This is a genomic window from Pseudomonas sp. HD6422, assembly GCF_025377065.1.
Classification (GTDB): Bacteria; Pseudomonadota; Gammaproteobacteria; order Pseudomonadales; family Pseudomonadaceae; genus Aquipseudomonas; species Aquipseudomonas putida_U.
In genome coordinates this window covers 1-18,732 of record NZ_JAHWIW010000042.1, presented here as the reverse complement: position 1 = coordinate 18,732, position 18,732 = coordinate 1, and the positions used below count along the sequence as shown (strand labels likewise).

The window sequence follows — 18,732 nt, the reverse complement described above, 5'->3', positions numbered from 1 at the left end:
CTTAGAACCTCCAGAACGCAGGGGCTACCAGCACCAGCACGGTGAGGATTTCCAGGCGTCCCAGAAGCATGCCGATGGTCAGCAGCCACTTCGCCGAATCGGGCAGCGAGGCAAAGTTGCCGGCGGGGCCAATCAGTTCGCCCAGGCCAGGTCCAACGTTGCAGACGGCGGTGGCTGCGCCACTCAGGGCGGTGGTCCAGTCAAGCCCGATCAACGACAGCAGCAGGGCGATCACCGCAATGGTGATGGAGAAGAAGAACGAAAAGGTCAGCAGCGACCGCACGATTTCTTCGTCGATCGGATGACCGTTGTATTTCTTCGAAATCGTCGCCCGAGGATGGATCAACTGCTTCAAGCTGCCGATCAGCAGCGATGCAGCGACTTGAAAGCGGAAAATCTTCAAGCCACCGGCTGTCGACCCTGAGCATCCGCCGATGAAGGTCAGGTAGAAGAACAGCATGACTGCAAACCCGCCCCAGAGGGTGTAGTCACCGACGGCAATGCCGGTGGTGGTGACCACCGAGGTCACATTGACCGCCACGACCCGGAAGGCGTCCCACCAGCTCAGGTCGCTGTGCCAGCACAGCCAGCTGCCGACCGTGACCCAGACGAACAGCAGAAAACCCAGGAAGCCGCGGACCTGGTGATCTTTGAGCAAAGCCCGTCGATGCCCGCGCAGGGTCGCCACATACAGGGTGAAGGGCAGGCTGCCGAGAATCATGATCACCACGGCCACCCAGTGCACTGCCGGTTGGGTCCAGTGCCCGAGCGATGCGTCGGAGGTCGAGAAGCCGCCGGTCGAGACCAGCGACATCGAATGATTGATGGCGTCGAACGGCGTCATTCCGGCGAGCCACAGGGCAACGAAGCCCAATCCGGTGATTGCCAGGTAGATCAGCAGGATCATCTTGGCCGCAACGTGGGAGCGCGGTGTCACTTTGTCCGACCAGTCCGAAGACTCGGTCTGGAACAGGCGCATACCACCGACCCGCAACAGCGGCAGAATCGCGACGGCCATGCCGATGAAGCCGATACCCCCCAGCCAGTGCAGCAGCGAGCGCCAGATCAGCAGGCCAGGTGACGCTGTGTCGAGCCCCGTCAGCACGGTGGATCCGGTCGTGGTGATGCCCGACATGGTTTCGAAGAAGGCATCCGTGTAGCTGATATGGCGAATGAAAACCATCGGCAGCGCGGCGAAAGCACAGACGGTGACCCAACTGGCGGTGGTCAGCAAATACATGTCCCTGGCCCTTATCTGCGGTGCCTCGGGGATGCCGCGGGCGATCAGGGCGACGCCGGCGCACAGGGCGATCAGGCTCGACCAGGCGAAGGCACCGAGGTCATCGCTGCGACCATAGAGCAACAGCGTCGTCATGGGAATCACCATGCTGACGGCCAGCGTGATCAGGAAAACACCAATGATGAAGCCAATGAAACGCAACGCAGGGAGTGGCATCGAACGAGCTCATTCGGGATATGCCGCGCAGTATTGACGGATCTGCGCCAATGTCGAGTAAAAAACGCGTAAAGGAGAAGATAGATCGCGATGGCGAGCAAATCCGATCGACCTCCTGGGCCTGTGCGGCGTCAGATGCAGCGTACCGTCAATCATCCGAGGAGCATCAGGAGGCCTGCCCACCATGAATGATCGCATCATCGACACCATTACCCACACCACGGTATTCGGTATTTCCGTACTCAACGTACTGGTAGCCCTGTGCGCTGCCGCCGCCACTTTCTTGTTGGCGCGCACGGCCGTTGGCTTCCTCAAGCGTCGGATACGGCATACCGGCGCATTCAACCAAGTGCTGGCCCAGGTGCTGGCGGGCACCAGCAACCTGCTGTTGCTGCTGGCGTCGCTGTTGGTCGGGTTGGGACTGCTCGACCTGCCCGAACGGTGGTTGAGCCGTGTCGGCAGCCTGTGGTTCGTGGTGGCAGCGCTACAGATCGGTTTGTGGTTGAACCGTGCGATCGCCCTGGGCCTGGCCCGCTACTTTTCCCGCCACGGCGGCGATGGGCTCTACCAGGGCAGTGCGCTGGCGACGTTGTCGGCCTGGGGCGCTCGCGTGCTGCTCTGGTCGGTGGTGGCCTTGGCCATGTTGTCCAACCTGGGCGTGAACATCACGGCCTTCGTGGCCAGCCTGGGCGTAGGCGGCATCGCGGTGGCACTGGCTGTGCAGAACATTCTCGGCGACCTGTTCGCTTCGCTGTCGATTGCAGTAGACAAGCCTTTCGAGGTGGGAGACTTCATCGTCATCGGCCCGCTGGCAGGCACCGTGGAGCACGTCGGGCTCAAGACCACACGAATCCGCAGCCTCGGCGGCGAGCAGATCGTCATGGCCAACGCCAGCATGATCAGCAGCACTATCCAGAATTACAAACGCCTGCAGGAGCGGCGTATCGTCTTCGAATTCGGTTTGTCCTATGACACACCCACCGAAGCCGTGAAAAAGGCGCCCGCCATCGTCGAAGAGGTCATCAAGGCGCAGGATCAGGTTCGCTTCGACCGCGCCCACCTGCGTGGCTTTGGCAAGGAGGCGCTGGAGTTCGAGTGCGTCTACATCGTTCAAGACCCTGGCTACAACCTGTACATGGACATTCAGCAAGGCATCAATTTCGGCTTGCTCGAACGATTCTCCCGTATTGGCGCCAGGTTCGCCGTGCCGGTGCGTGCGATCAAGGTCACGGCGCTGCCTGAGCAGACCAGCGTGGTGGGGCAGGGGCGTGAGGGCGGAGCTTTGAAGAGGGGGTAATTCAAGTGCCGCTGGCCAGTCGGCCAGCGGCACCTGTTCGACGCTGCGCCGTTTACATGTACAGCGGCACACCACTGAGCCGTTGCAGCTCATCGAAGTCGATGTCAGCGCAGATCTCGATCACCTTGAGCCCATCGGACGTCACTTCCAGCACGGCCAGGTCGGTGTAGATGCGGCTGACGCAACCGATGCCGGTCAGCGGATAGGTGCACTCAGGCACCAGCTTGCTCTCGCCGGTCTTGGTCAGGTGGTCCATCATCACGAACACCTGACGGGCACCGGTGGCGAGGTCCATCGCACCGCCCACGGCAGGGATCGAGCCTTCGGCGCCGGTATGCCAGTTGGCCAAGTCGCCCTTGACCGATACCTGGAAGGCGCCCAGGACGGCGATGTCCAGGTGGCCGCCACGCATCATCGAGAACGAGTCGGCGTGGTGGAAGAAGGCGCCACCGGTTAGCAGGGTCACGTGCTGCTTGCCGGCGTTGATCAGGTCATCGTCTTCCTCGCCCGGCGCAGGGCTCGGGCCCATGCCCAACAGGCCGTTCTCGCTGTGCAGGAACACTTCTTTGTCGCCCAGGTAGTTGGCGACCAAGGTCGGGGCGCCGATGCCCAGGTTCACGTAGGCGCCTTCCTGGATGTCTGCGGCCACGCGCTGGGCCATCTCGGTGCGGGACAGTTTTTTGGTGATGGTCATGGCAGGCCTCAGACAGCGTTGGCGATCGAAGATGCGGCAGCCCCGGAAACGGCGACCACGCGCTGAACGAAAATACCCGGCGTGATGATGTGTTCCGGGTCCAGTTCGCCGAGCTCGACGATCTGGTCGACCTGGGCGATGGCAGTCTTGGCTGCCATGGCCATGATCGGGCCGAAATTGCGGGCGGCCTTGCGGTAGACCAGGTTGCCCCAGCGGTCGCCCTTGTAGGCTTTGATCAGGGCGAAGTCGGCGTGCAGCGGCATTTCCAGGACGTACTGGCGACCGTCGATCTCACGGGTTTCCTTGCCTTCGGCCAGCAGGGTGCCGTAACCGGTTGGCGAGAAGAACGCACCGATGCCCGAGCCGGCTGCGCGAATACGCTCGGCCAGATTGCCTTGCGGTACCACTTCCAGCTCGATCTTGCCGGCCCGGTACAACTCGTCGAAGACGTAGGAGTCGGATTGGCGCGGGAACGAGCAGACCACCTTGCGCACGCTGCCCGCCTTGAGCAGGGCGGCCAGACCGATTTCACCGTTGCCGGCGTTGTTGCTGATGATGGTCAGATCGCGGGCACCGGTGTCGATCAGGGCATCGATGAGCTCGGACGGCATGCCGGCAGTGCCGAAGCCACCGACCATGATGGTCGAACCGTCTTTAATGCCTTCCACCGCGCTGGCGATGGACTCGAATGTTTTATTGATCAAAGCGAGCTCCTGGTTCTTCCTGGAGTATGGATTGTCGAACTGGCCGGCGTGCGGTGAAAAGACAGGGCCAGTCAGCGCTTGGAAAATGTCTGTCGACTTGCGCTATAGCCTGCCGCAGAGAGGGGGACAAGTAGAGAGGGAATCGCGGAATTTGTGCGGTTATCGAACGGTTGTGCGATGTGCGGGCATCGCGGCGGGCACTGGCTCAGCCGGCGCCCGTCGCGGCGCCTGACAGCAGTGACGCGTCGGTGTTCAGCGATTGAACACAGCTGGTAGAGAGGTTCAGAATCTTGCCACAGGTAGGATAAGGAGAGCGAGATGGTCGTTGACATGGGCGCATTCACGCCCTGGTCGGCTTTGGCCGGTGGCGTACTGATCGGATTGGCGGCGGGAATGTTCGTGGTGGCGAATGGGCGCATCGCTGGCATCAGCGGCTTGCTGGCGTCGTTGCTGCAGCGCGCAGGGGAGGGGCGGGGGGAGAAGCTGTTTTTTTTGCTTGGCATCCTGGCCGCACCGATGCTCTGGCAAGCGTTCTCGGCGATGCCTGTCGTTGATTTCAGCACCACGCCCTGGTCGCTGATGGCGGCTGGACTACTGGTCGGCGTGGGTACCCGTTATGGCGGCGGCTGCACCAGTGGTCACGGAGTGTGCGGCCTGTCCCGGCTGTCGCCCCGGTCGGCGCTGGCCACGGTGTGTTTCATGGCTGCGGGTTTCGCCACCGTGTACGTCATCCGGCATTTGCTTAGAGGAGCGTGACATGAAACGGATCATGGCCTTCGTGGCAGGACTGCTGTTCGGCCTGGGCTTGTTGCTGTCAGGCATGGCCAACCCTGCCAAGGTGCTGGGCTTTCTCGACCTTGCCGGGCGCTGGGATCCGTCACTGGCCTTGGTCATGGTCGGTGCCATCGGTGCCGCATTGTTGCCCATGGCCTGGGCGCGTCGGCACGACGTGGCGTTGCTCGGCGGCAAGATGCAGTTGCCCACCCGGCGCGATCTGGACCGCCGCCTGATCGGCGGCAGCCTGGTATTCGGTGTTGGCTGGGGGCTGGCGGGCGTCTGTCCCGGGCCGGCCCTGGTGTTGTTGCCTGCAGGTCACTGGCAGGCCTGGCTGTTCGTGGCCGCGATGCTGGTCGGCATGTTGCTGTTCAACGCCGTCGAAGCGTTTCGTGCTGCCCCGTGAGGTCAATGAGCGAGCGTAAGCATCGCCCGGGTCAGCACTTCAGATTGCCTTAAGATTCAGCTCGGATACTCCCCTCACCAACCCAAACGGGGGGAGTTTCATGACCCACGACTTGCCTGAATCCATACCCTTGCCTGGCTGCCTTGAGCTTGGAACCGGCGCCCTTCGGTGTCTGCGCGCGACCACCGTGTGCCAGGAGACCGTCCATGTCCCATGAGCTTGAGCGTTTCAGGCGACTGCTGTTCGCCCATGCCCGTGAGCAGGGCGATGCGCTGGCGGTCCAGGGCTCGAACGAGCGGTTCACCTACAAGCAACTGCTCGCTGAGGTGGAACTGCGCGCTGAAACACTGCGCCAGCGACGGCCAGGTGCGTTGCTGCTGGCACTGGATAACGGGCCGCAATTGCTGTTCTGGGACCTGGCGGCGTTGGTCTCGGGACGGGCCTGCGTGATCGTGCCGCCGTTCTTCAGCCTGTCCCAGGTCCGGCACTGCATCGAACAGAGTGGCGCATGCCAGATCGTCTGCCACGCTCCGTGGGACGAAATGCTCGAGCAGCTTGGCTTCATGAAGCAGGATGCATTCTGGGAGCGCACGCTCGAGACACCGGTGGCACTGCCTGAAGGCACCGCCAAGATTACCTACACCTCCGGCAGCACAGGTACGCCCAAAGGCGTTTGCCTGAGCGCGGACAGCATGCTGCGGGTCGCCTATGAACTGCACCTGGCCAGTCGGCCCAGTCAGCCACAGCGCCATCTCACGGTCCTGCCGCTGGGCGTTCTGCTGGAGAACCTGGGCGTATATGCCGCCTTGATGGCGGGCGCCAGCGTGCTGTCGTATCCCCAGGCAGAACTGGGCATGGGCGGGGCCAGCCAGGTCGACTTCAAGCGTTTGTTGGGCGCCATCGCCCTGAGCGGGGCGCAGAGCCTGATTCTGGTGCCGCAACTGTTGATGGGGCTGGTGACGGCGATCGAGCACGGTTTGATGCGAGTTGGCGCGTTGCGCTTCGTCGCGGTGGGCGGCGCTCGGGTATCGCCCAGCCTGCTGGCCCGGGCCGAGGTCCTGCGGTTACCCGTGTTCGAAGGTTACGGGCTCTCGGAATGTGCATCGGTAGTGGCGCTCAATCGCCCGGGGGCGGTACGCCCAGGCAGTGTCGGCCAGCCATTGCCCCATGTGCAGGTGCGTGTCGCCGAGGATGGTGAGGTCCTGGTCGCAGGTTCGGTGCTGCTTGGCTACCTGGGGGAGCCACCGGTGTCGTCGGCCTGGTGGGCTACGGGCGACCTGGGCTACCTGGATGACGATGGCTACCTGTACCTGAACGGTCGCAAGAAGCACCAGTTCATCACCAGCTTTGGCCGCAACGTCAACCCTGAATGGGTGGAAGCCGAACTGACCCAGAGCGGCGCGATCGCCCAGGCCTTCGTCCACGGTGAAGGGCTGCCGCGCAATCTGGCACTGCTCTGGCCGCTGGACCCCGATGCAAGCGATGACACCCTCGAACAGGCCGTGCAGCGCTGCAACGCGAGCTTGCCCGACTACGCCAGGGTTCATGCCTGGCGGCGACTGCCCGGCCCGCTGTCCCCGGGCGAGAACACCCTGACCGCCAACGGTCGCCCGCGACGCGAGGCGATCCTGCAGCGATTCCATACCTTGTTGTCCGAGATTCCGTTGTGAGGCCTGCCATGTCCTTTTTCGACACCCTGCAATTGCAAACCCGTCACGAACGCCAAACCCTGTTCGAGGTGCCGGTGATACGCGAAGCCCTGGCCGGTCAGGTCAGCCGGGAAAGCTACATCGCGTTCCTGACCCAGGCCTACCATCATGTGCGCCATACCGTACCGTTGATGATGGCCTGCGGTGCGCGCCTGCCCACACGCCTGGAGTGGTTGCGCGGCGCCGTTTGCGAATACATCGAGGAAGAGTATGGCCACGAGCAGTGGATCCTCAACGACATCAAGGCCTGCGGCGGCGACTGGGAGGCGGTGCGTGACGGCCGACCCGCCTTGCCGATCGAACTGATGGTTGCCTATCTGTATGACCTGATCGCCCGCGGCAACCCCGTGGGGCTGTTCGGCATGGTCAACGTTCTCGAAGGCACCAGCATCGCCCTGGCGACCCATGCCGCCGGCGCGATCCAGAACAGCCTCGGCCTTCCGGACACCGCGTTCAGCTATCTCAGCTCCCATGGCGCCCTGGACCAAGACCACATGGTCACCTACAAGCGGCTGATGGACCGGCTCGAGGCGGTCGATGACCACCAGGCGGTGATCCACGCGGCCAAGGTGGTGTACCGGCTGTATACCGAGATGTTCGAAGGCTTGCCGCGTGCGGGCCAATCAGAGGTGAACCATGCGTTTGTCTGAATCGGTGGTGTTGCTCACCGGAGCCAGCGGTGGCATCGGCCTGGAGTTGGCCGAGCAACTGTGCGCCGCAGGGGCGCGGGTGCTGGCGGTGAGCCGGCACCTTGGCAAACTGGCAAGCCTGATGAACCGCTACCCGGAGCGTCTGCGCTGGCAGAGCGCCGACCTGCGCAGCCAGCAGGGCCGTGACGAAGTCATCAGTCGGGCCCGCGAAATGGGCGGGTTCAACGTTCTGATCAACGCCGCCGGGGTCAATCGTTTCGCCTTGCTCGATCAACTGGACGAGTACGCATTGGACGAGTTGCTGGACATCAACCTCAAGGCGCCGCTGCAGTTGACCCGTGCCTGTCTGCCGCTGCTGCGGGCCCAGCCCAAGGCGTTGGTGGTCAATGTCGGGTCCACCTATGGCTCGATAGGCTATCCGGGTTACACCAGTTATTGCGCCAGCAAATTCGCGCTGCGTGGCTTTTCCGAGGCCTTGCGCCGCGAGTTGGCCGACACCACCGTGAACGTGGTGTATGCCGCGCCTCGGGCCACCCGCACGAGCATGAACAGCAGTGCCGCGACGGCGCTCAACCAGGCACTGAAAGTCGGCATGGACGATCCCGCCGATGTCGCTCGGGCCGTGCTCGATGCCATGGTGTCCGAACGCAGCGAGCTCTATCTGGGCTGGCCGGAGAAGTTGTTCGTGCGCATCAACGGCATGTTGCCAGGGGTCGTCGATCGTGCGCTGCGCAAGCAATTGCCGGTGATCCGGCGGTATATCGGTAGCCATTCCAAGGAGTCGAGCAAATGAAGCGCCTGTTCATCGCCAGCCTGCTGGCATTCGCCCCGTTCACCTGGGCACTGGATCAAGCCGGCAGCCAACAGCTCAGTGACCTGCAGTCACGTTGGGCGAAAATCCAGTACCAATTGCCCAAGGACCAGCGTGCCGATGCGTTCGAAGCACTTGCTGGCGACGCGGCGACGTTCGTTCGACGTTACCCGGACACGCCTGAACCGTTGATCTGGGAAGGCATCATCAACAGCAGTTGGGCAGGTGCGGTCGGGGGGCTGGGAGCGCTGGGCAAGGTCAAGGCGGCGAAAGCCAGCCTGGAACAGGCGATCAAGCTGGACCCCAACGCTCTGCAAGGGTCCGCCTATACCAGCCTGGGCACGTTGTACGACCAGGTGCCGGGCTGGCCGATCGGTTTCGGTGATGCCGACAAGGCCGACGAGTTGCTGCGCAAGGCGTTGCAGATCAACCCCAATGGGATCGACAGCAATTACTTCTGGGGTAATCACCTGTACCGGCAAAAGCGCTACCCGGAGGCCACCGCGGCTTTGCAGAAAGCCTTGCAGGCGCCTGCAAGGCCAGGGCGTGAGTTGGCGGACCAGGGGCGGCGCAGCGATATCGATGCGCTGCTCAAGGCCATCAAGGACAAGCAGGACTGAGGTGGAGGCTGCGCTGCATCGGCCTGATGCAGCGCATCAGGCCGCCTTGCTAGCCGTTGACGTCCACGACCAGCCGGCCACGGATCTTGCCATCCATCAAATCAGAAGCAGCTGCAATCGCCTGCCCGAGGCTAATTTCTCGGGTCATCAGGGATAATGCGTCGAGGTTCAACTGAGTCGACAGCCTGTCCCAGGCTTCGACACGCCGCTCGAAGGGCTGGGTGACGCTGTTGATGCCGAGCAGGCTTACCCCGCGGAGAATGAAAGGCGCAACGGTTGCCGGAAAATCCATACCCTGAGCCAGTCCACAGGCGGCGACCAAGCCTTCGGACATCGTGCTCGCGCAGGCATTGGCCAGCGTATGGCTGCCAACCGAATCGATGACAGCCGCCCATTTTTCTTTCGCCAATGGGCGTCCTGGGGCTGAGAGCTCAGCGCGATCGATGATGCTCCTCGCACCCAGGCTTTCCAGATAAGCCGCTTCGCTGGCTTTACCTGTGGCTGCAATGACGTCATACCCGGCACCGGCCAAAAGGCTGATGGCAAAGCTGCCGACGCCGCCTGTGGCGCCTGTGACCAACACCGGTCCATCGGAAGGCTTCAAGCCGTGGCGCTCCAGCGCCATCAGGCACAGCATGGCGGTGTACCCAGCGGTGCCGATAGCCATGCTCTGGCGTTCGCTCAGGCGCTTGGGGTGAGGGATCAGCCAGTCACCGTTCAACCGCGCTTTTTGTGCAAGTCCGCCCCAATGGCTTTCGCCCACCCCCCAGCCATTGAGCAATACGCGGTCGCCAGGTTGGTATCGAGGATCGTCACTCGCCTCTACGATGCCCGCGAGATCAATGCCTGGCACCATCGGAAATTGACGGACAACCGGCCCTTTGCCGGTAATTGCGAGCGCATCCTTGTAGTTCAAGGTGCTGTAGTTCACCTTCACCGTCACGCTTGTGCAGGGGAGCTGATCGTCCTGTAACTCGGTGAGTCGGGCAGAGTACTGGTCGTCCAGCTTTTCGATAAGTATGGCTTTGAACATGGTTCATCCTTTTTTTAGACCGATTGTCTTTAAATTGGCCGAGAGGAATCAGCGCGTGATTCCTGACAGAAAGCCTTGAAAGAAAATGTCCAGGGGGCGGACATTCTGCGCCAGTCTTGCGCGCAGCACGGCACCCTCCCAACCCACCCAGAAATAGGCCGCGAGGGCCTTGCAGTCATGCTCGCAAGACACTTCTGCGTGCTTCACCGCGTCCTCCAGGCAGGCCGACAAACGCAGCTCCCAGTCCTGCAAGGTCAGCTCCAACTGTTCGCGGAAGCTGTCTGGCAGCACCAATACCTCTTGGCCAAGGTTGCCGACCAGGCAACCTCTTCGGAACTGGTACCTGGCCATCCCCACTTTCGCCTCTTCGACGAAATTGGACAGCCTTCCCAGCGGCGACACGCTCAGGTCGCCGAAACAGCGATCGAGCTTTCGAGCGAAATAGTCGGCATAGCGCTGAAGTACCGCTTGGCCGAACGCTTCTTTACTGTCGAAATAGTGATAGAACGAGCCCTTGGGTACCTGGACCCGTTTGAGCACGGTATCGATGCCGGTAGCGGCAAAGCCTTGTTCGGTGAGGATTTCCATGCCGCAGCGCAACAGCAGTTCGAGCGTTTCGCCGTGCTCACGCGCAACTTTTGGGGGACGGCCTCTTCGAGGTGTGGGTTGGGAGCTATTCATGCGTTGTAATTTAGACTGTTCGTCTCTAATGTCAATCACGAAGCGATTCGACTCCCGATGAGCCTAGCGTTGGATGCCGTATGAAAAAGCGTTTACCTCCCCTGAACTGGCTTCGAGCATTCGAAGTTTCTGCCCGAATGCTGAACTTCACCCATGCCGCCGAAGAGCTCAATCTTACGCAAGCGGCGATCAGTCAGCAGGTGAAGGCGCTGGAGTCCCAGTTAGGGGTTGCGCTTTTCAAGCGTCTGCCACGGGGCCTCGAACTTACCGAGGCGGGCAAGGCTTACTTCCCTGTGGTCAGGGAGTCGGATTACCCGCGAAGGGCCGCAACGCGGCCCCAATAGATGAGCATGAGACCTTAACTGACTGGCATTACCCTTTGGGGCGTTTTTTATTGATTCAAGCATAAGGATTTAGTTGTCCCAATCACGCAGTTGAACTCCCGGGCTGCCACTGGCTGACCAGGTGCTGTACGAGATCACCCAGGGCACGCTATCGAGTACCGGCCGGGCACTGGGTTTCTCGCGATGTCAATAAGCGCCTAGAGGTCCTTGACCAGTCGCAGGGCATCGTAAATAGCGGCGTGGGTGTTGCGCGACGCCACGGCATCGCCAATGCGGAACAACTGGAAGCGCCCTTGGGGGTTGCTGGCCTTGGTTTGTGGCTTGCCGACGATCAGGTCCATGTACTCCACGGCGCCTTCGTTGCTGGCCAGGGGTTTGAGGTCGAAGTACAGCTCGTCCAGCGGCCGGGTACCATGGTTGACCACTACCTGATCCACCAGGCGTGTTCTGGTCAGTTCGCTGTAATCGGTGCCGATCGTGGCCAGCAATTGGTCGCCTTGTTGTTCCACCGCCTTGAGCCGGTAAGTGACGGTAAAGGTGGTGTCGAGTTGCTGCAACGAGCGCATGTACGGAACCAGGTTCATGCCCATGACTTCAGGCGCGAACGAGCGGTCGGGAGTCATGATTTCGGTCCTGGCGCCGCTGCGGGCGATGAATTCGGCGGCTTGCAGGCCCGCGTGGTCGCCCGCATCGTCGTAAACCAGCACATTGCGCCCAGGCTTCACGTCGCCGGAGATGATGTCCCAGCTTGATACCAGGAACTGATTGCCTTGCTCCAGCACCTCGGTGTGCGCCATCCCTCCGGTGGCCACGATCACCACGTCGGGGCCCTCATCGAGAATGATCGCGGTGTCGGCCCAGGTATTGAAGTGAAAGGTCACGCCAAGGCGCTCGCATTGCGCCATGCGCCAATCGATGATGCTGATCATCTCCTTGCGCCGCTCGGACTGCGCGGTCAGGCGAATCTGTCCGCCGGGCTTGTCTGCCAACTCGTACACCACCACCTCGTGGCCGCGCTCTGCTGCCACGCGTGCCGCTTCCAGGCCTCCGGGGCCTGCACCGACAATCACGAATTTGCGCTTCTGGGTAGCCTTGGGTATTTCATGAGGCATGGTGGTTTCGCGCCCGGTCGCGGCGTTGTGGATGCAGTAGGCCGCGCCGCCGTTGTAGATACGGTCCAGGCAATAGTTGGCGCCGACGCAAGGGCGGATATCGTCTTCGCGACCTTCGATGATCTTGCGCACGATATGGGGGTCGGTCATGTGCGCGCGGGTCATCCCGACCATGTCCACCAACCCCGAGGCAATGGCATGGCGCGCCGTGGCCACGTCGGGGATCTTCGCGGCATGGAAGGTCGGGAAGCCGGTCAGCGCCTTGATCTCGCCGGCAAAGTCCAGGTGCGGGGCATTGCGCATGCCCTGGACCGGAATGACGTCAGTCAGCCCGGCGTCGGTGGCGATATTACCGCGAATCACATTCAGGAAGTCGATCATGCCGCTGTCTTTGAGCCGTTGGGAGATCTGCAGGCCTTCCTCTTTGGTCAGTCCGCCGGTCAGGATTTCGTCCCCGGTGTAGCGAATGCCGACGATGAATTCTGCGCCCACGCGCTGGCGAATGGCGGTGAGCACATCGAACGTGAAGCGCAGACGGTTATCCAGCGAGCCGCCATATGGCCCTTCCAGTTCGTTGGTCAGGGGTGACCAGAACTGATCCATCAGATGGCCGTAGGCTTGCAGCTCGATGCCGTCCAGGCCGGCGGCTTTCATGCGTTCGGCGGCATCGGCGTAGTCGCGGATGATGCGCTCGATGTCCCAGGGTTCGAGTTGCTTGGGAAAGGCGCGGTGGGCGGGTTCCTGATTGTGCGAGGGTGACACCACCGGTAACCAGTCGCCCTTGTCCCAGCGTGTCCGCCGGCCCAGGTGAGTGAGCTGGATCATCACCGCTGCGCCGTGTTCGTGGCACTCGTCGGTGAGGTCCTTGAGCCATCCGACCACTTCGTCCTTGTACGCCAGAATGTTGTTGAACACAGGTGGGCTGTCACGGGAGATCGCCGCCGAGCCTGCGGTCATGGTCATGGCTACCCCGGCTTTCGCCCGCTCGACGTGGTAGGCACGGTAGAGCTTCTTCGGCATCCCGTCTTCCGGGTAAGCCGGTTCGTGCGACGTGGTGATGATGCGGTTGCGCAAGGTCAGATGCTTGAGGCGATAAGGCTGAAGTAGCGGATCGTTTTTCATATCGGTCTCGCAAACAGGTCATCAGGCTTGGCCGACAATAGGCTGGCTGTACACCAGTGTCAACATTATTGACACTGGTGTACAATCGACCACCAACAGCGCATCTGAACAGGGAAGCATCACCCATGAAAGCGACCACCAAAATGGCGGAGCCGACCGGCCGAAGCTCGTTGGAAGGGTGGCTCGATGCGGCCTACGAAAGCCTGACGGAGTCAGGTGTAGAGGCCGTGCGAGTCATGCCGCTGGCGAAAAAACTGAATGTGTCGCGCACCAGCTTCTACTGGTTCTTCGAAGACCGCGATGCCTTGCTCGGCGCCCTGATCGAACGCTGGAAAGGCAAGAACACCTTCAACCTCATTGCCCAATCCGAGGCTTATGCCGAGTTCATCACCGAGGCGATACTCAACGTTTTCGATTGCTGGCTGAACAGCGAGTTGTTCGACTCGCAGTTCGAGTTCGCCATGCGCAGTTGGGCGCTGCAGTCCGCTGAAGTGGCGCAGGAAATCAGCCAGGCCGACGCCCAACGGGTCGAGGCGCTGCGGCAGATGTTCGAGCGTTTCGGTTTTGACCAGGATGCTGCGGTTACCCGTGCACGTTCGATCTATCTCACGCAAATCGGCTATATCAGCATGAAGACCCAGGAGACGCTGAGCGAGCGCATGCGCTACATCCCCGAGTACCTGAGAATCTTCACGGGCAGGGAGCCCGAAGCCCGTGAGTTGCAGCGCTTCTGTCAACGCAACGGTTTCAGCAGTGCGGATCTGGACGGCCGTGCTCGGTGAGTACCGACAGCCGGCAGACATCTGGGCCGTGCACACCTCGCCGTTGCTCAATTCGGCGAAGGTGAAAGTGACGGTGGAGTTTCTCGGTGAGTATTTTCGGGGGCGTTGTTAGCTGGATCTTTGCCGCCAAGCGCACCCCTGGGCCTAGTTCGCAGGCACGATAATCACGAAGTTCTTTTTCATGTCTTCCACTACGGTCCATTTGCCTTTGGCACCCGGCTCGATGATGAACGTGTCGCCTGCGGCCAGCGTTACCGGGGAGCGACCCTCCAGTTCAATGACGCAGCGCCCGCTCAGCACATGGCAGAACTCCCAGACTTTGTAGTCGATGCGCCACGCCCCGGTGGTGGCTTCCCATTCTCCGGAAATGCGACCTTGTTGTTCATCGTGATAGTACTTGGACGTGAGCGTATGAGGGGTACCGTCGACGATCTCTTCAAAGAAGGGAAGGTCGCGCAGCGGTTGGATATCCAGTTCGCGGAACACGGTCAGTTTCTGGCTCATCGTTTGTTCTCGAGTAGGTTGTGAGTAGGGCGATACATCAAATAGGCTTCACCGGTTACGCCCAGCATCGGGTGCGGCACGATCTGGCAGGTTTTAACAATCTGGAAACCGTGCCGTTCGTAGAAGCGGCGTGCACCGTGGTTTTCCGCGTAATCGATCAGGCACAGCCCATCGAGGCCAGCGTCATCGGCGCGCTGCTGGGCGTGATGCAGAAACTGGACGCCCAGCCCCTGGTTCCGCCAAGCCTCATCCAGCGCCAGGCTGGATATGTATAAGGTATCGGGTATTTCCATGTCGGCATAAGGCGCGAGGACCGGGTCGGTCTCCACCGGTCTGTCCTCGACCGCGCGTAAGGCGTAGCTATGCATCATGCCGATGACGCGCCCTTCGAAAGTGGCCATCAGGCAGTTTTTGTAAGAAAAGTCGCCCTGTTCCCTGGCATAGCGAGAGGTACCGACACTGAGCAATGTCTCTCCGGGGGCGGCGAGCTTGCTCCATATGTAATCGGCCATGCCTTCCGATGTCACTTGGAAGAAACGCGCGATGTCTTGCGCGTCCGAGGCTTGGGCGGGTCTGAAATCGATAGGCACGAGCAGTGCTCCCATGGCGGGTGTTGTCAGCTTTTTTCTGGTTTACGCCTTTGACAGGGAGGCAGGGTAGGCGGTCTATCGGGGCGGCAGCATGCTCTACGCGACACGATCCGAACGGTGTGCGACAACAGAGCAGGTCGTTCCAGACCAGGTATCTCGGTAGAAGATACCGACCATCGAAAAATACTCAGCTGGCGACCGATCCAGCCTTGGCCTGGCTCCGCCAACCGCTGACGGAGCAGGCCAAGCTGCTGGTTCACGGCGGCAGAGGTCGAGGCAGAATTGACGTGGTCGGAACCGATACCTGGAGCTCCTGCCCAATCGTGGGTTCCTGGTCAGTTCCTTCCCCTACAAGATTCGACGCGCCTCAGCGGGTTTTGTGCGAGCGGTGGCGATCCTGGAGGAGCCGACCGATAGTTGAACAGGCGTCAGCAGGCATTAGGTCTGAAGGGCAGCTTTGGGTCGTTAGCGGTCGGTCCTGATGGGCGAAACCAGTTTTTTACCCATTCAGTGCATCCAGTCCGGCCGTTGGTGGGTATTGCTTATGGGCGGCCTGTGACTGCCCAGCCAAATGACCTGTCAGGAGCACTACCCATGAGCCTCAAACCCACCGTCTGCCTGCTCGCCTGTTGCCTCGCCCTGGCGCTGCAACCCGCTCACGCCCAAACCGCACTGCCAGATGCGGTCAAGGTCCCCGATGGTCATCGCGTCTTGCTCGAGACCGTCGGCGTCGGCGAGATCACCTACGAGTGCCGCGACAAGGCCAATACCCCCGGCCAGACCGAATGGACCTTCGTAGGCCCCAAGGCCGCGCTCAATGACCGTGCCGGTAGGCAGGTGGGCGACTACTTCGGCCCACCCGCCACCTGGCAGGCCAAGGATGGATCAAAAGTCACCGGTACCCAGGTGGCGGTGGCACCTGCAGACAAGGGCGCTATACCTTATCAACTGGTCAAGGCCAACATGGCCGAAGGCGAGGGCGCCATGCAGGGCGTCAGCTACATCCAGCGCCTGGCCACCCGCGGCGGCGTGGCGCCGGCAAGCGACTGTACGGCGCAGAACAAAGGTGCTAGGCAGTTCGTCAAGTATCAGGCCGACTATGTGTTCTGGACAGCCAAGTAAGACGCACTTGAGCAGACACCTTGCAATCTTCATCTATGCTCGTTGGCAAGCCCCCGGCTGGATGGCCGGGGAACCTTGCATGACACAAGGAAGCTGCACACGTTGAACTCGCCTGTCGCCCCCTTCGACTTCCACCGCTGCCTGGAGGCCTGCGCACAGGGTGACCGGCGTGCCCTGCAGGCGCTTTACGACCACGAAGGCGCGCGCCTGCTGGGCGTTGCCCGGCGCATCGCGCGTGACGACGCCAGCGCAGAAGACATCGTCCACGATGCCTTTATCCGTATCTGGACCCGCTCCGCCAGCTTCGACCCCGCACGCGGCTCTGCGCGCGGCTGGATCTACAGCATCACCCGACACCTGGCACTGAATTCGGTCCGCGATTCACGCCGTGAAACCGTACTGGACGAAGCCGATATGGATACGACGCCCACATTGCACGGGGGATTCGATGACGTTGACCTCTGGTCAGGGTCGGCGAAGATCTACCGTTGCCTTGAAAAGCTGCAGCCTGCACCACAGCGTTGCATCCTGCACGCCTATGTGGACGGCTGCAGCCACGCCGAAATCGCCGGGCTGCTGGGGGCGCCATTGGGCACCGTCAAAGCTTGGATCAAGCGCAGCCTCAAGGCATTGCGGGAGTGCCTGGAATGAAGCCGGATACTGCCGAGGAACTGGACAGCCTCGCCGGCGAGTTCGTGCTGGGAACCCTGTCGCCACAGCAACACGCCACAGTGACCGAGCGCCTGGTCAGCGACTCGGCTTTGCGCGCCGCAGTGAATGCCTGGGAAGCACGTTTGCTGGAGCTGACCGCGCTGGCTGCGCCACAACCACCAAGCGCCCGCCTGTGGGGCCGCATCCAGCGCAGCCTGAATGAACTGGCCGCACCTGCCGCGCAACAGCGAGTTAGATGGTGGCGACGCCTCGGCCTGTGGCAAGGGCTGAGTGCAGCGGGGCTGGCTGCAAGCGCGGTCCTGGCGTTCACATTGCTTACTGCGCCCCCGCCGCCCACCCAGTTCGTGGTGGTATTGGTGGCGCCGAACAGCCAAACCGCCGGCTGGGTGGTGCAGACCAGCGATAGCCGCATGATTGAGCTGATCCCGCTTGGCCGGGATGCTGTCCCCGAAGGCATGGCCCTTCAGTTCTGGACCAAGGGCGAACAGTGGCAAGCACCGGTTTCATTGGGCCTGGTCAAACCTGGGGAGCTCTATCGTGTTCCGCTAGAGAGCCTGCCACCGCTAGAGGCCAATCAATTGTTCGAACTGACACTGGAGAAATCTGGCGGTTCGCCTACCGGCCTGCCTACGGGGCCGGTGAAGTTCATTGGCCGCGCGGTAAAAGTGATCTGACTGCTTTAGGGGCGATGGTGTCCGCGTATTTTCAAGCGGACGCGATCACCCCTAGCTGTCGATCATCTGTGCCGCTTGCTGGGTCGCCTGGCTGGTACGTGTGGCTAGCTTGCGCACTTCGTCTGCGACCACGGCAAAACCACGGCCGGCTTCACCTGCGCGTGCTGCTTCGATGGCGGCGTTCAACGCCAGCAGGTTGGTCTGGCTGGCGATACCTTGGATGGTGGCGACGATGTGGGTGATTTTGCCAAGGGTATCCTGCATTACCTGATGCTGTTGCGCCTGTGCCTCGCGGATGGTGCTTTCTTCATGGCGGGCATGGATGTCAGTTATAGCCCCTACTACCCGCAACGGCGCGCCATCCTGACCACGGCGTGTTTGCCCACGGCCGCGGAACCAGCGATAGGCGCCGCTCTGGTGCCGAAGCCGGTACTCCACATCGAACGGGGTGTTGCCGCTGCGATCGTCGACATGGGCGATAAACGCAGCGATGGCACCGGCGCTGTCGTCGGGGGGCAGGCGTGAGGTCCAGCTTTCCAAGGTGTTGGGGAATTCCTCGACGGTGTTGCAACCAAGCAGCCTGCGCATCTGCGACGACCACCAGATGGTGTTGCTCGGGTTGGCCGGGTCGCCGGCCACCACCTCGATATCCCACAGGCCGTCGTGGAGCATCTCGCGGGAAATGTCGAAACGTTCAGCGTTCAGTTGCAGCTCCTGGATATGCAACTGCTGCTCATGGATGTCTCGCAGCGCCTGCCCCGCATCGGCGACATCACCGCGCTGGTGCTGGACGAAGCACGGCCCGGTGTTATCCCTCTGCGGCAGATGATTGGCCAGGCGGCCAGTTCAGTGGCTCTGCTGGAAGGTGAGCGGATTTCCCAGCGCTACTCCAGCACCATCATCGGTTTTCTCCGCGAGATACCCCGTACTTTAGTGCGGGGAGGGATAGCGAGGCGTGCGAACTGCGCGCCCTTA

At 61.7% G+C, this 18,732-nt stretch carries 19 protein-coding genes and 6 pseudogenes; 15 read left to right on the top strand and 10 right to left on the bottom strand.

What is annotated here, in order from left to right; all coding sequences use genetic code 11:
- Position 1: 1 nt before the first annotated feature.
- A complete protein-coding gene (locus KY379_RS23715) occupies positions 2-1,456 on the bottom strand; it encodes a TrkH family potassium uptake protein (RefSeq protein WP_133329135.1) in 1,455 nt (484 codons plus the stop codon).
- Between the two features lie 184 nt (positions 1,457-1,640).
- On the opposite strand from KY379_RS23715, the gene KY379_RS23710 reads away from it, so the two are divergent.
- Positions 1,641-2,753, top strand: coding sequence for a mechanosensitive ion channel family protein (locus KY379_RS23710; protein WP_133329137.1), 1,113 nt, complete (start codon positions 1,641-1,643; stop codon positions 2,751-2,753).
- Between the two features lie 52 nt (positions 2,754-2,805).
- Here the strand turns inward: KY379_RS23710 and KY379_RS23705 are convergent, their stop codons facing one another.
- Positions 2,806-3,447, bottom strand: coding sequence for a 3-oxoacid CoA-transferase subunit B (locus tag KY379_RS23705; RefSeq protein WP_133329139.1), 642 nt, complete (start codon positions 3,445-3,447; stop codon positions 2,806-2,808).
- A gap of 8 nt (positions 3,448-3,455) precedes the next feature.
- Entirely contained in the window at positions 3,456-4,151 is a 696-nt protein-coding gene (locus KY379_RS23700) for a 3-oxoacid CoA-transferase subunit A (protein ID WP_133329141.1), read from the bottom strand.
- A 318-nt stretch (positions 4,152-4,469) separates the two neighbouring features.
- On the opposite strand from KY379_RS23700, the gene KY379_RS23695 reads away from it, so the two are divergent.
- The 6 genes from KY379_RS23695 to KY379_RS23670 all read left to right on the top strand — a co-directional run bounded on the left by KY379_RS23695 (position 4,470) and on the right by KY379_RS23670 (position 9,121).
- Positions 4,470-4,907, top strand: a complete 438-nt coding sequence (locus tag KY379_RS23695) for a YeeE/YedE family protein (protein WP_261241582.1) — start codon at positions 4,470-4,472, stop codon at positions 4,905-4,907.
- Between the two features lies 1 nt (position 4,908).
- The gene (locus KY379_RS23690; RefSeq protein WP_133329145.1) at positions 4,909-5,331 is read left to right on the top strand and encodes a DUF6691 family protein; all 423 of its coding nucleotides are present in this window, start codon (positions 4,909-4,911) and stop codon (positions 5,329-5,331) included.
- A 206-nt stretch (positions 5,332-5,537) separates the two neighbouring features.
- Positions 5,538-7,001, top strand: coding sequence for an AMP-binding protein (locus KY379_RS23685; protein WP_196172481.1), 1,464 nt, complete (start codon positions 5,538-5,540; stop codon positions 6,999-7,001).
- 8 nt (positions 7,002-7,009) lie between these two features.
- The gene (locus tag KY379_RS23680) at positions 7,010-7,690 is read left to right on the top strand and encodes a TenA family transcriptional regulator (protein WP_261241580.1); all 681 of its coding nucleotides are present in this window, start codon (positions 7,010-7,012) and stop codon (positions 7,688-7,690) included.
- On the top strand, positions 7,677-8,483 hold the full coding sequence (locus KY379_RS23675; RefSeq protein WP_133329152.1) for an SDR family oxidoreductase: 807 nt from the start codon (positions 7,677-7,679) through the stop codon (positions 8,481-8,483). Before KY379_RS23680 ends, KY379_RS23675 begins: the two co-directional genes overlap by 14 nt.
- Positions 8,480-9,121 (top strand): hypothetical protein, encoded by a 642-nt coding sequence (locus tag KY379_RS23670; protein WP_133329154.1) that lies wholly within the window; start codon positions 8,480-8,482, stop codon positions 9,119-9,121. The genes KY379_RS23675 and KY379_RS23670 overlap by 4 nt, the downstream gene beginning before the upstream one ends.
- A gap of 49 nt (positions 9,122-9,170) precedes the next feature.
- Here KY379_RS23670 and KY379_RS23665 read toward each other — a convergent pair whose 3' ends face one another.
- Complete coding sequence (locus KY379_RS23665) at positions 9,171-10,154, bottom strand: MDR family oxidoreductase (RefSeq protein ID WP_133329156.1); 984 nt, start codon at positions 10,152-10,154, stop codon at positions 9,171-9,173.
- A 48-nt stretch (positions 10,155-10,202) separates the two neighbouring features.
- On the bottom strand, positions 10,203-10,835 hold the full coding sequence (locus KY379_RS23660) for a TetR/AcrR family transcriptional regulator (RefSeq protein ID WP_230385413.1): 633 nt from the start codon (positions 10,833-10,835) through the stop codon (positions 10,203-10,205).
- Between the two features lie 80 nt (positions 10,836-10,915).
- Here KY379_RS23660 and KY379_RS23655 point away from each other — a divergent pair.
- Positions 10,916-11,143 (top strand): annotated as a pseudogene (locus tag KY379_RS23655) (LysR family transcriptional regulator); the annotation flags it as partial.
- Between the two features lie 233 nt (positions 11,144-11,376).
- Here the strand turns inward: KY379_RS23655 and KY379_RS23650 are convergent.
- Positions 11,377-13,413: an NADH:flavin oxidoreductase gene (locus KY379_RS23650; RefSeq protein WP_261241577.1), complete on the bottom strand. Its 2,037-nt coding sequence runs from the start codon at positions 13,411-13,413 to the stop codon at positions 11,377-11,379.
- A gap of 125 nt (positions 13,414-13,538) precedes the next feature.
- Between KY379_RS23650 and KY379_RS23645 the strand changes: the two genes are divergently transcribed.
- Complete coding sequence (locus KY379_RS23645) at positions 13,539-14,195, top strand: TetR/AcrR family transcriptional regulator (protein ID WP_261241575.1); 657 nt, start codon at positions 13,539-13,541, stop codon at positions 14,193-14,195.
- Positions 14,185-14,307, top strand: a pseudogene (locus KY379_RS23640) (LysR family transcriptional regulator); the annotation flags it as partial. The gene KY379_RS23645 and the pseudogene KY379_RS23640, both read left to right, overlap by 11 nt.
- Positions 14,308-14,339: 32 nt before the next feature.
- Here KY379_RS23640 and KY379_RS23635 read toward each other — a convergent pair.
- Together KY379_RS23635 and KY379_RS23630 are read right to left on the bottom strand one after the other, a co-directional pair.
- Positions 14,340-14,699 (bottom strand): cupin domain-containing protein, encoded by a 360-nt coding sequence (locus tag KY379_RS23635; protein ID WP_261241574.1) that lies wholly within the window; start codon positions 14,697-14,699, stop codon positions 14,340-14,342.
- On the bottom strand, positions 14,696-15,304 hold the full coding sequence (locus KY379_RS23630; RefSeq protein ID WP_261241573.1) for a GNAT family N-acetyltransferase: 609 nt from the start codon (positions 15,302-15,304) through the stop codon (positions 14,696-14,698). Before KY379_RS23630 ends, KY379_RS23635 begins: the two co-directional genes overlap by 4 nt.
- Positions 15,305-15,593: 289 nt before the next feature.
- On the opposite strand from KY379_RS23630, the pseudogene KY379_RS23625 reads away from it, so the two are divergent.
- The 4 genes and pseudogenes from KY379_RS23625 to KY379_RS23610 all read left to right on the top strand — a co-directional run.
- Positions 15,594-15,710 (top strand): annotated as a pseudogene (locus KY379_RS23625) (cyclase family protein); the annotation flags it as partial.
- Between the two features lie 173 nt (positions 15,711-15,883).
- The gene (locus tag KY379_RS23620) at positions 15,884-16,411 is read left to right on the top strand and encodes a DUF3455 domain-containing protein (RefSeq protein ID WP_133329228.1); all 528 of its coding nucleotides are present in this window, start codon (positions 15,884-15,886) and stop codon (positions 16,409-16,411) included.
- Between the two features lie 102 nt (positions 16,412-16,513).
- Positions 16,514-17,062, top strand: a complete 549-nt coding sequence (locus tag KY379_RS23615; RefSeq protein WP_133329230.1) for a sigma-70 family RNA polymerase sigma factor — start codon at positions 16,514-16,516, stop codon at positions 17,060-17,062.
- Positions 17,059-17,757 carry an anti-sigma factor domain-containing protein gene (locus KY379_RS23610; protein WP_133329232.1) on the top strand — a complete coding sequence of 233 codons (699 nt, stop codon included), beginning with the start codon at positions 17,059-17,061 and terminating at the stop codon, positions 17,755-17,757. Before KY379_RS23615 ends, KY379_RS23610 begins: the two co-directional genes overlap by 4 nt.
- Before the next feature lie 60 nt (positions 17,758-17,817).
- Here the strand turns inward: KY379_RS23610 and KY379_RS27525 are convergent.
- A pseudogene (locus KY379_RS27525) lies at positions 17,818-18,108 on the bottom strand (methyl-accepting chemotaxis protein); the annotation flags it as partial.
- A pseudogene (locus KY379_RS27520) lies at positions 18,103-18,429 on the bottom strand (PAS domain-containing protein); the annotation flags it as partial. The pseudogenes KY379_RS27520 and KY379_RS27525, both read right to left, overlap by 6 nt.
- Before the next feature lie 48 nt (positions 18,430-18,477).
- On the opposite strand from KY379_RS27520, the pseudogene KY379_RS23595 reads away from it, so the two are divergent.
- Positions 18,478-18,732: pseudogene (locus KY379_RS23595) on the top strand (hypothetical protein); the annotation flags it as partial.

Excerpts from the sequence above, each read along its gene's own strand:
- KY379_RS23715 (WP_133329135.1), bottom strand. The coding sequence starts at position 1,456 with ATGCCACTCCCTGCGTTGCGTTTCATTGGCTTCATCATTGGTGTTTTC.
- KY379_RS23710 (WP_133329137.1), top strand. The coding sequence starts at position 1,641 with ATGAATGATCGCATCATCGACACCATTACCCACACCACGGTATTCGGT.
- KY379_RS23705 (WP_133329139.1), bottom strand. The coding sequence starts at position 3,447 with ATGACCATCACCAAAAAACTGTCCCGCACCGAGATGGCCCAGCGCGTG.
- KY379_RS23695 (WP_261241582.1), top strand. The coding sequence starts at position 4,470 with ATGGTCGTTGACATGGGCGCATTCACGCCCTGGTCGGCTTTGGCCGGT.
- KY379_RS23690 (WP_133329145.1), top strand. The coding sequence starts at position 4,909 with ATGAAACGGATCATGGCCTTCGTGGCAGGACTGCTGTTCGGCCTGGGC.
- KY379_RS23685 (WP_196172481.1), top strand. The coding sequence starts at position 5,538 with ATGTCCCATGAGCTTGAGCGTTTCAGGCGACTGCTGTTCGCCCATGCC.
- KY379_RS23680 (WP_261241580.1), top strand. The coding sequence starts at position 7,010 with ATGTCCTTTTTCGACACCCTGCAATTGCAAACCCGTCACGAACGCCAA.
- KY379_RS23675 (WP_133329152.1), top strand. The coding sequence starts at position 7,677 with ATGCGTTTGTCTGAATCGGTGGTGTTGCTCACCGGAGCCAGCGGTGGC.
- KY379_RS23670 (WP_133329154.1), top strand. The coding sequence starts at position 8,480 with ATGAAGCGCCTGTTCATCGCCAGCCTGCTGGCATTCGCCCCGTTCACC.
- KY379_RS23665 (WP_133329156.1), bottom strand. The coding sequence starts at position 10,154 with ATGTTCAAAGCCATACTTATCGAAAAGCTGGACGACCAGTACTCTGCC.
- KY379_RS23660 (WP_230385413.1), bottom strand. The coding sequence starts at position 10,835 with ATGAATAGCTCCCAACCCACACCTCGAAGAGGCCGTCCCCCAAAAGTT.
- KY379_RS23650 (WP_261241577.1), bottom strand. The coding sequence starts at position 13,413 with ATGAAAAACGATCCGCTACTTCAGCCTTATCGCCTCAAGCATCTGACC.
- KY379_RS23645 (WP_261241575.1), top strand. The coding sequence starts at position 13,539 with ATGAAAGCGACCACCAAAATGGCGGAGCCGACCGGCCGAAGCTCGTTG.
- KY379_RS23635 (WP_261241574.1), bottom strand. The coding sequence starts at position 14,699 with ATGAGCCAGAAACTGACCGTGTTCCGCGAACTGGATATCCAACCGCTG.
- KY379_RS23630 (WP_261241573.1), bottom strand. The coding sequence starts at position 15,304 with ATGGGAGCACTGCTCGTGCCTATCGATTTCAGACCCGCCCAAGCCTCG.
- KY379_RS23620 (WP_133329228.1), top strand. The coding sequence starts at position 15,884 with ATGAGCCTCAAACCCACCGTCTGCCTGCTCGCCTGTTGCCTCGCCCTG.
- KY379_RS23610 (WP_133329232.1), top strand. The coding sequence starts at position 17,059 with ATGAAGCCGGATACTGCCGAGGAACTGGACAGCCTCGCCGGCGAGTTC.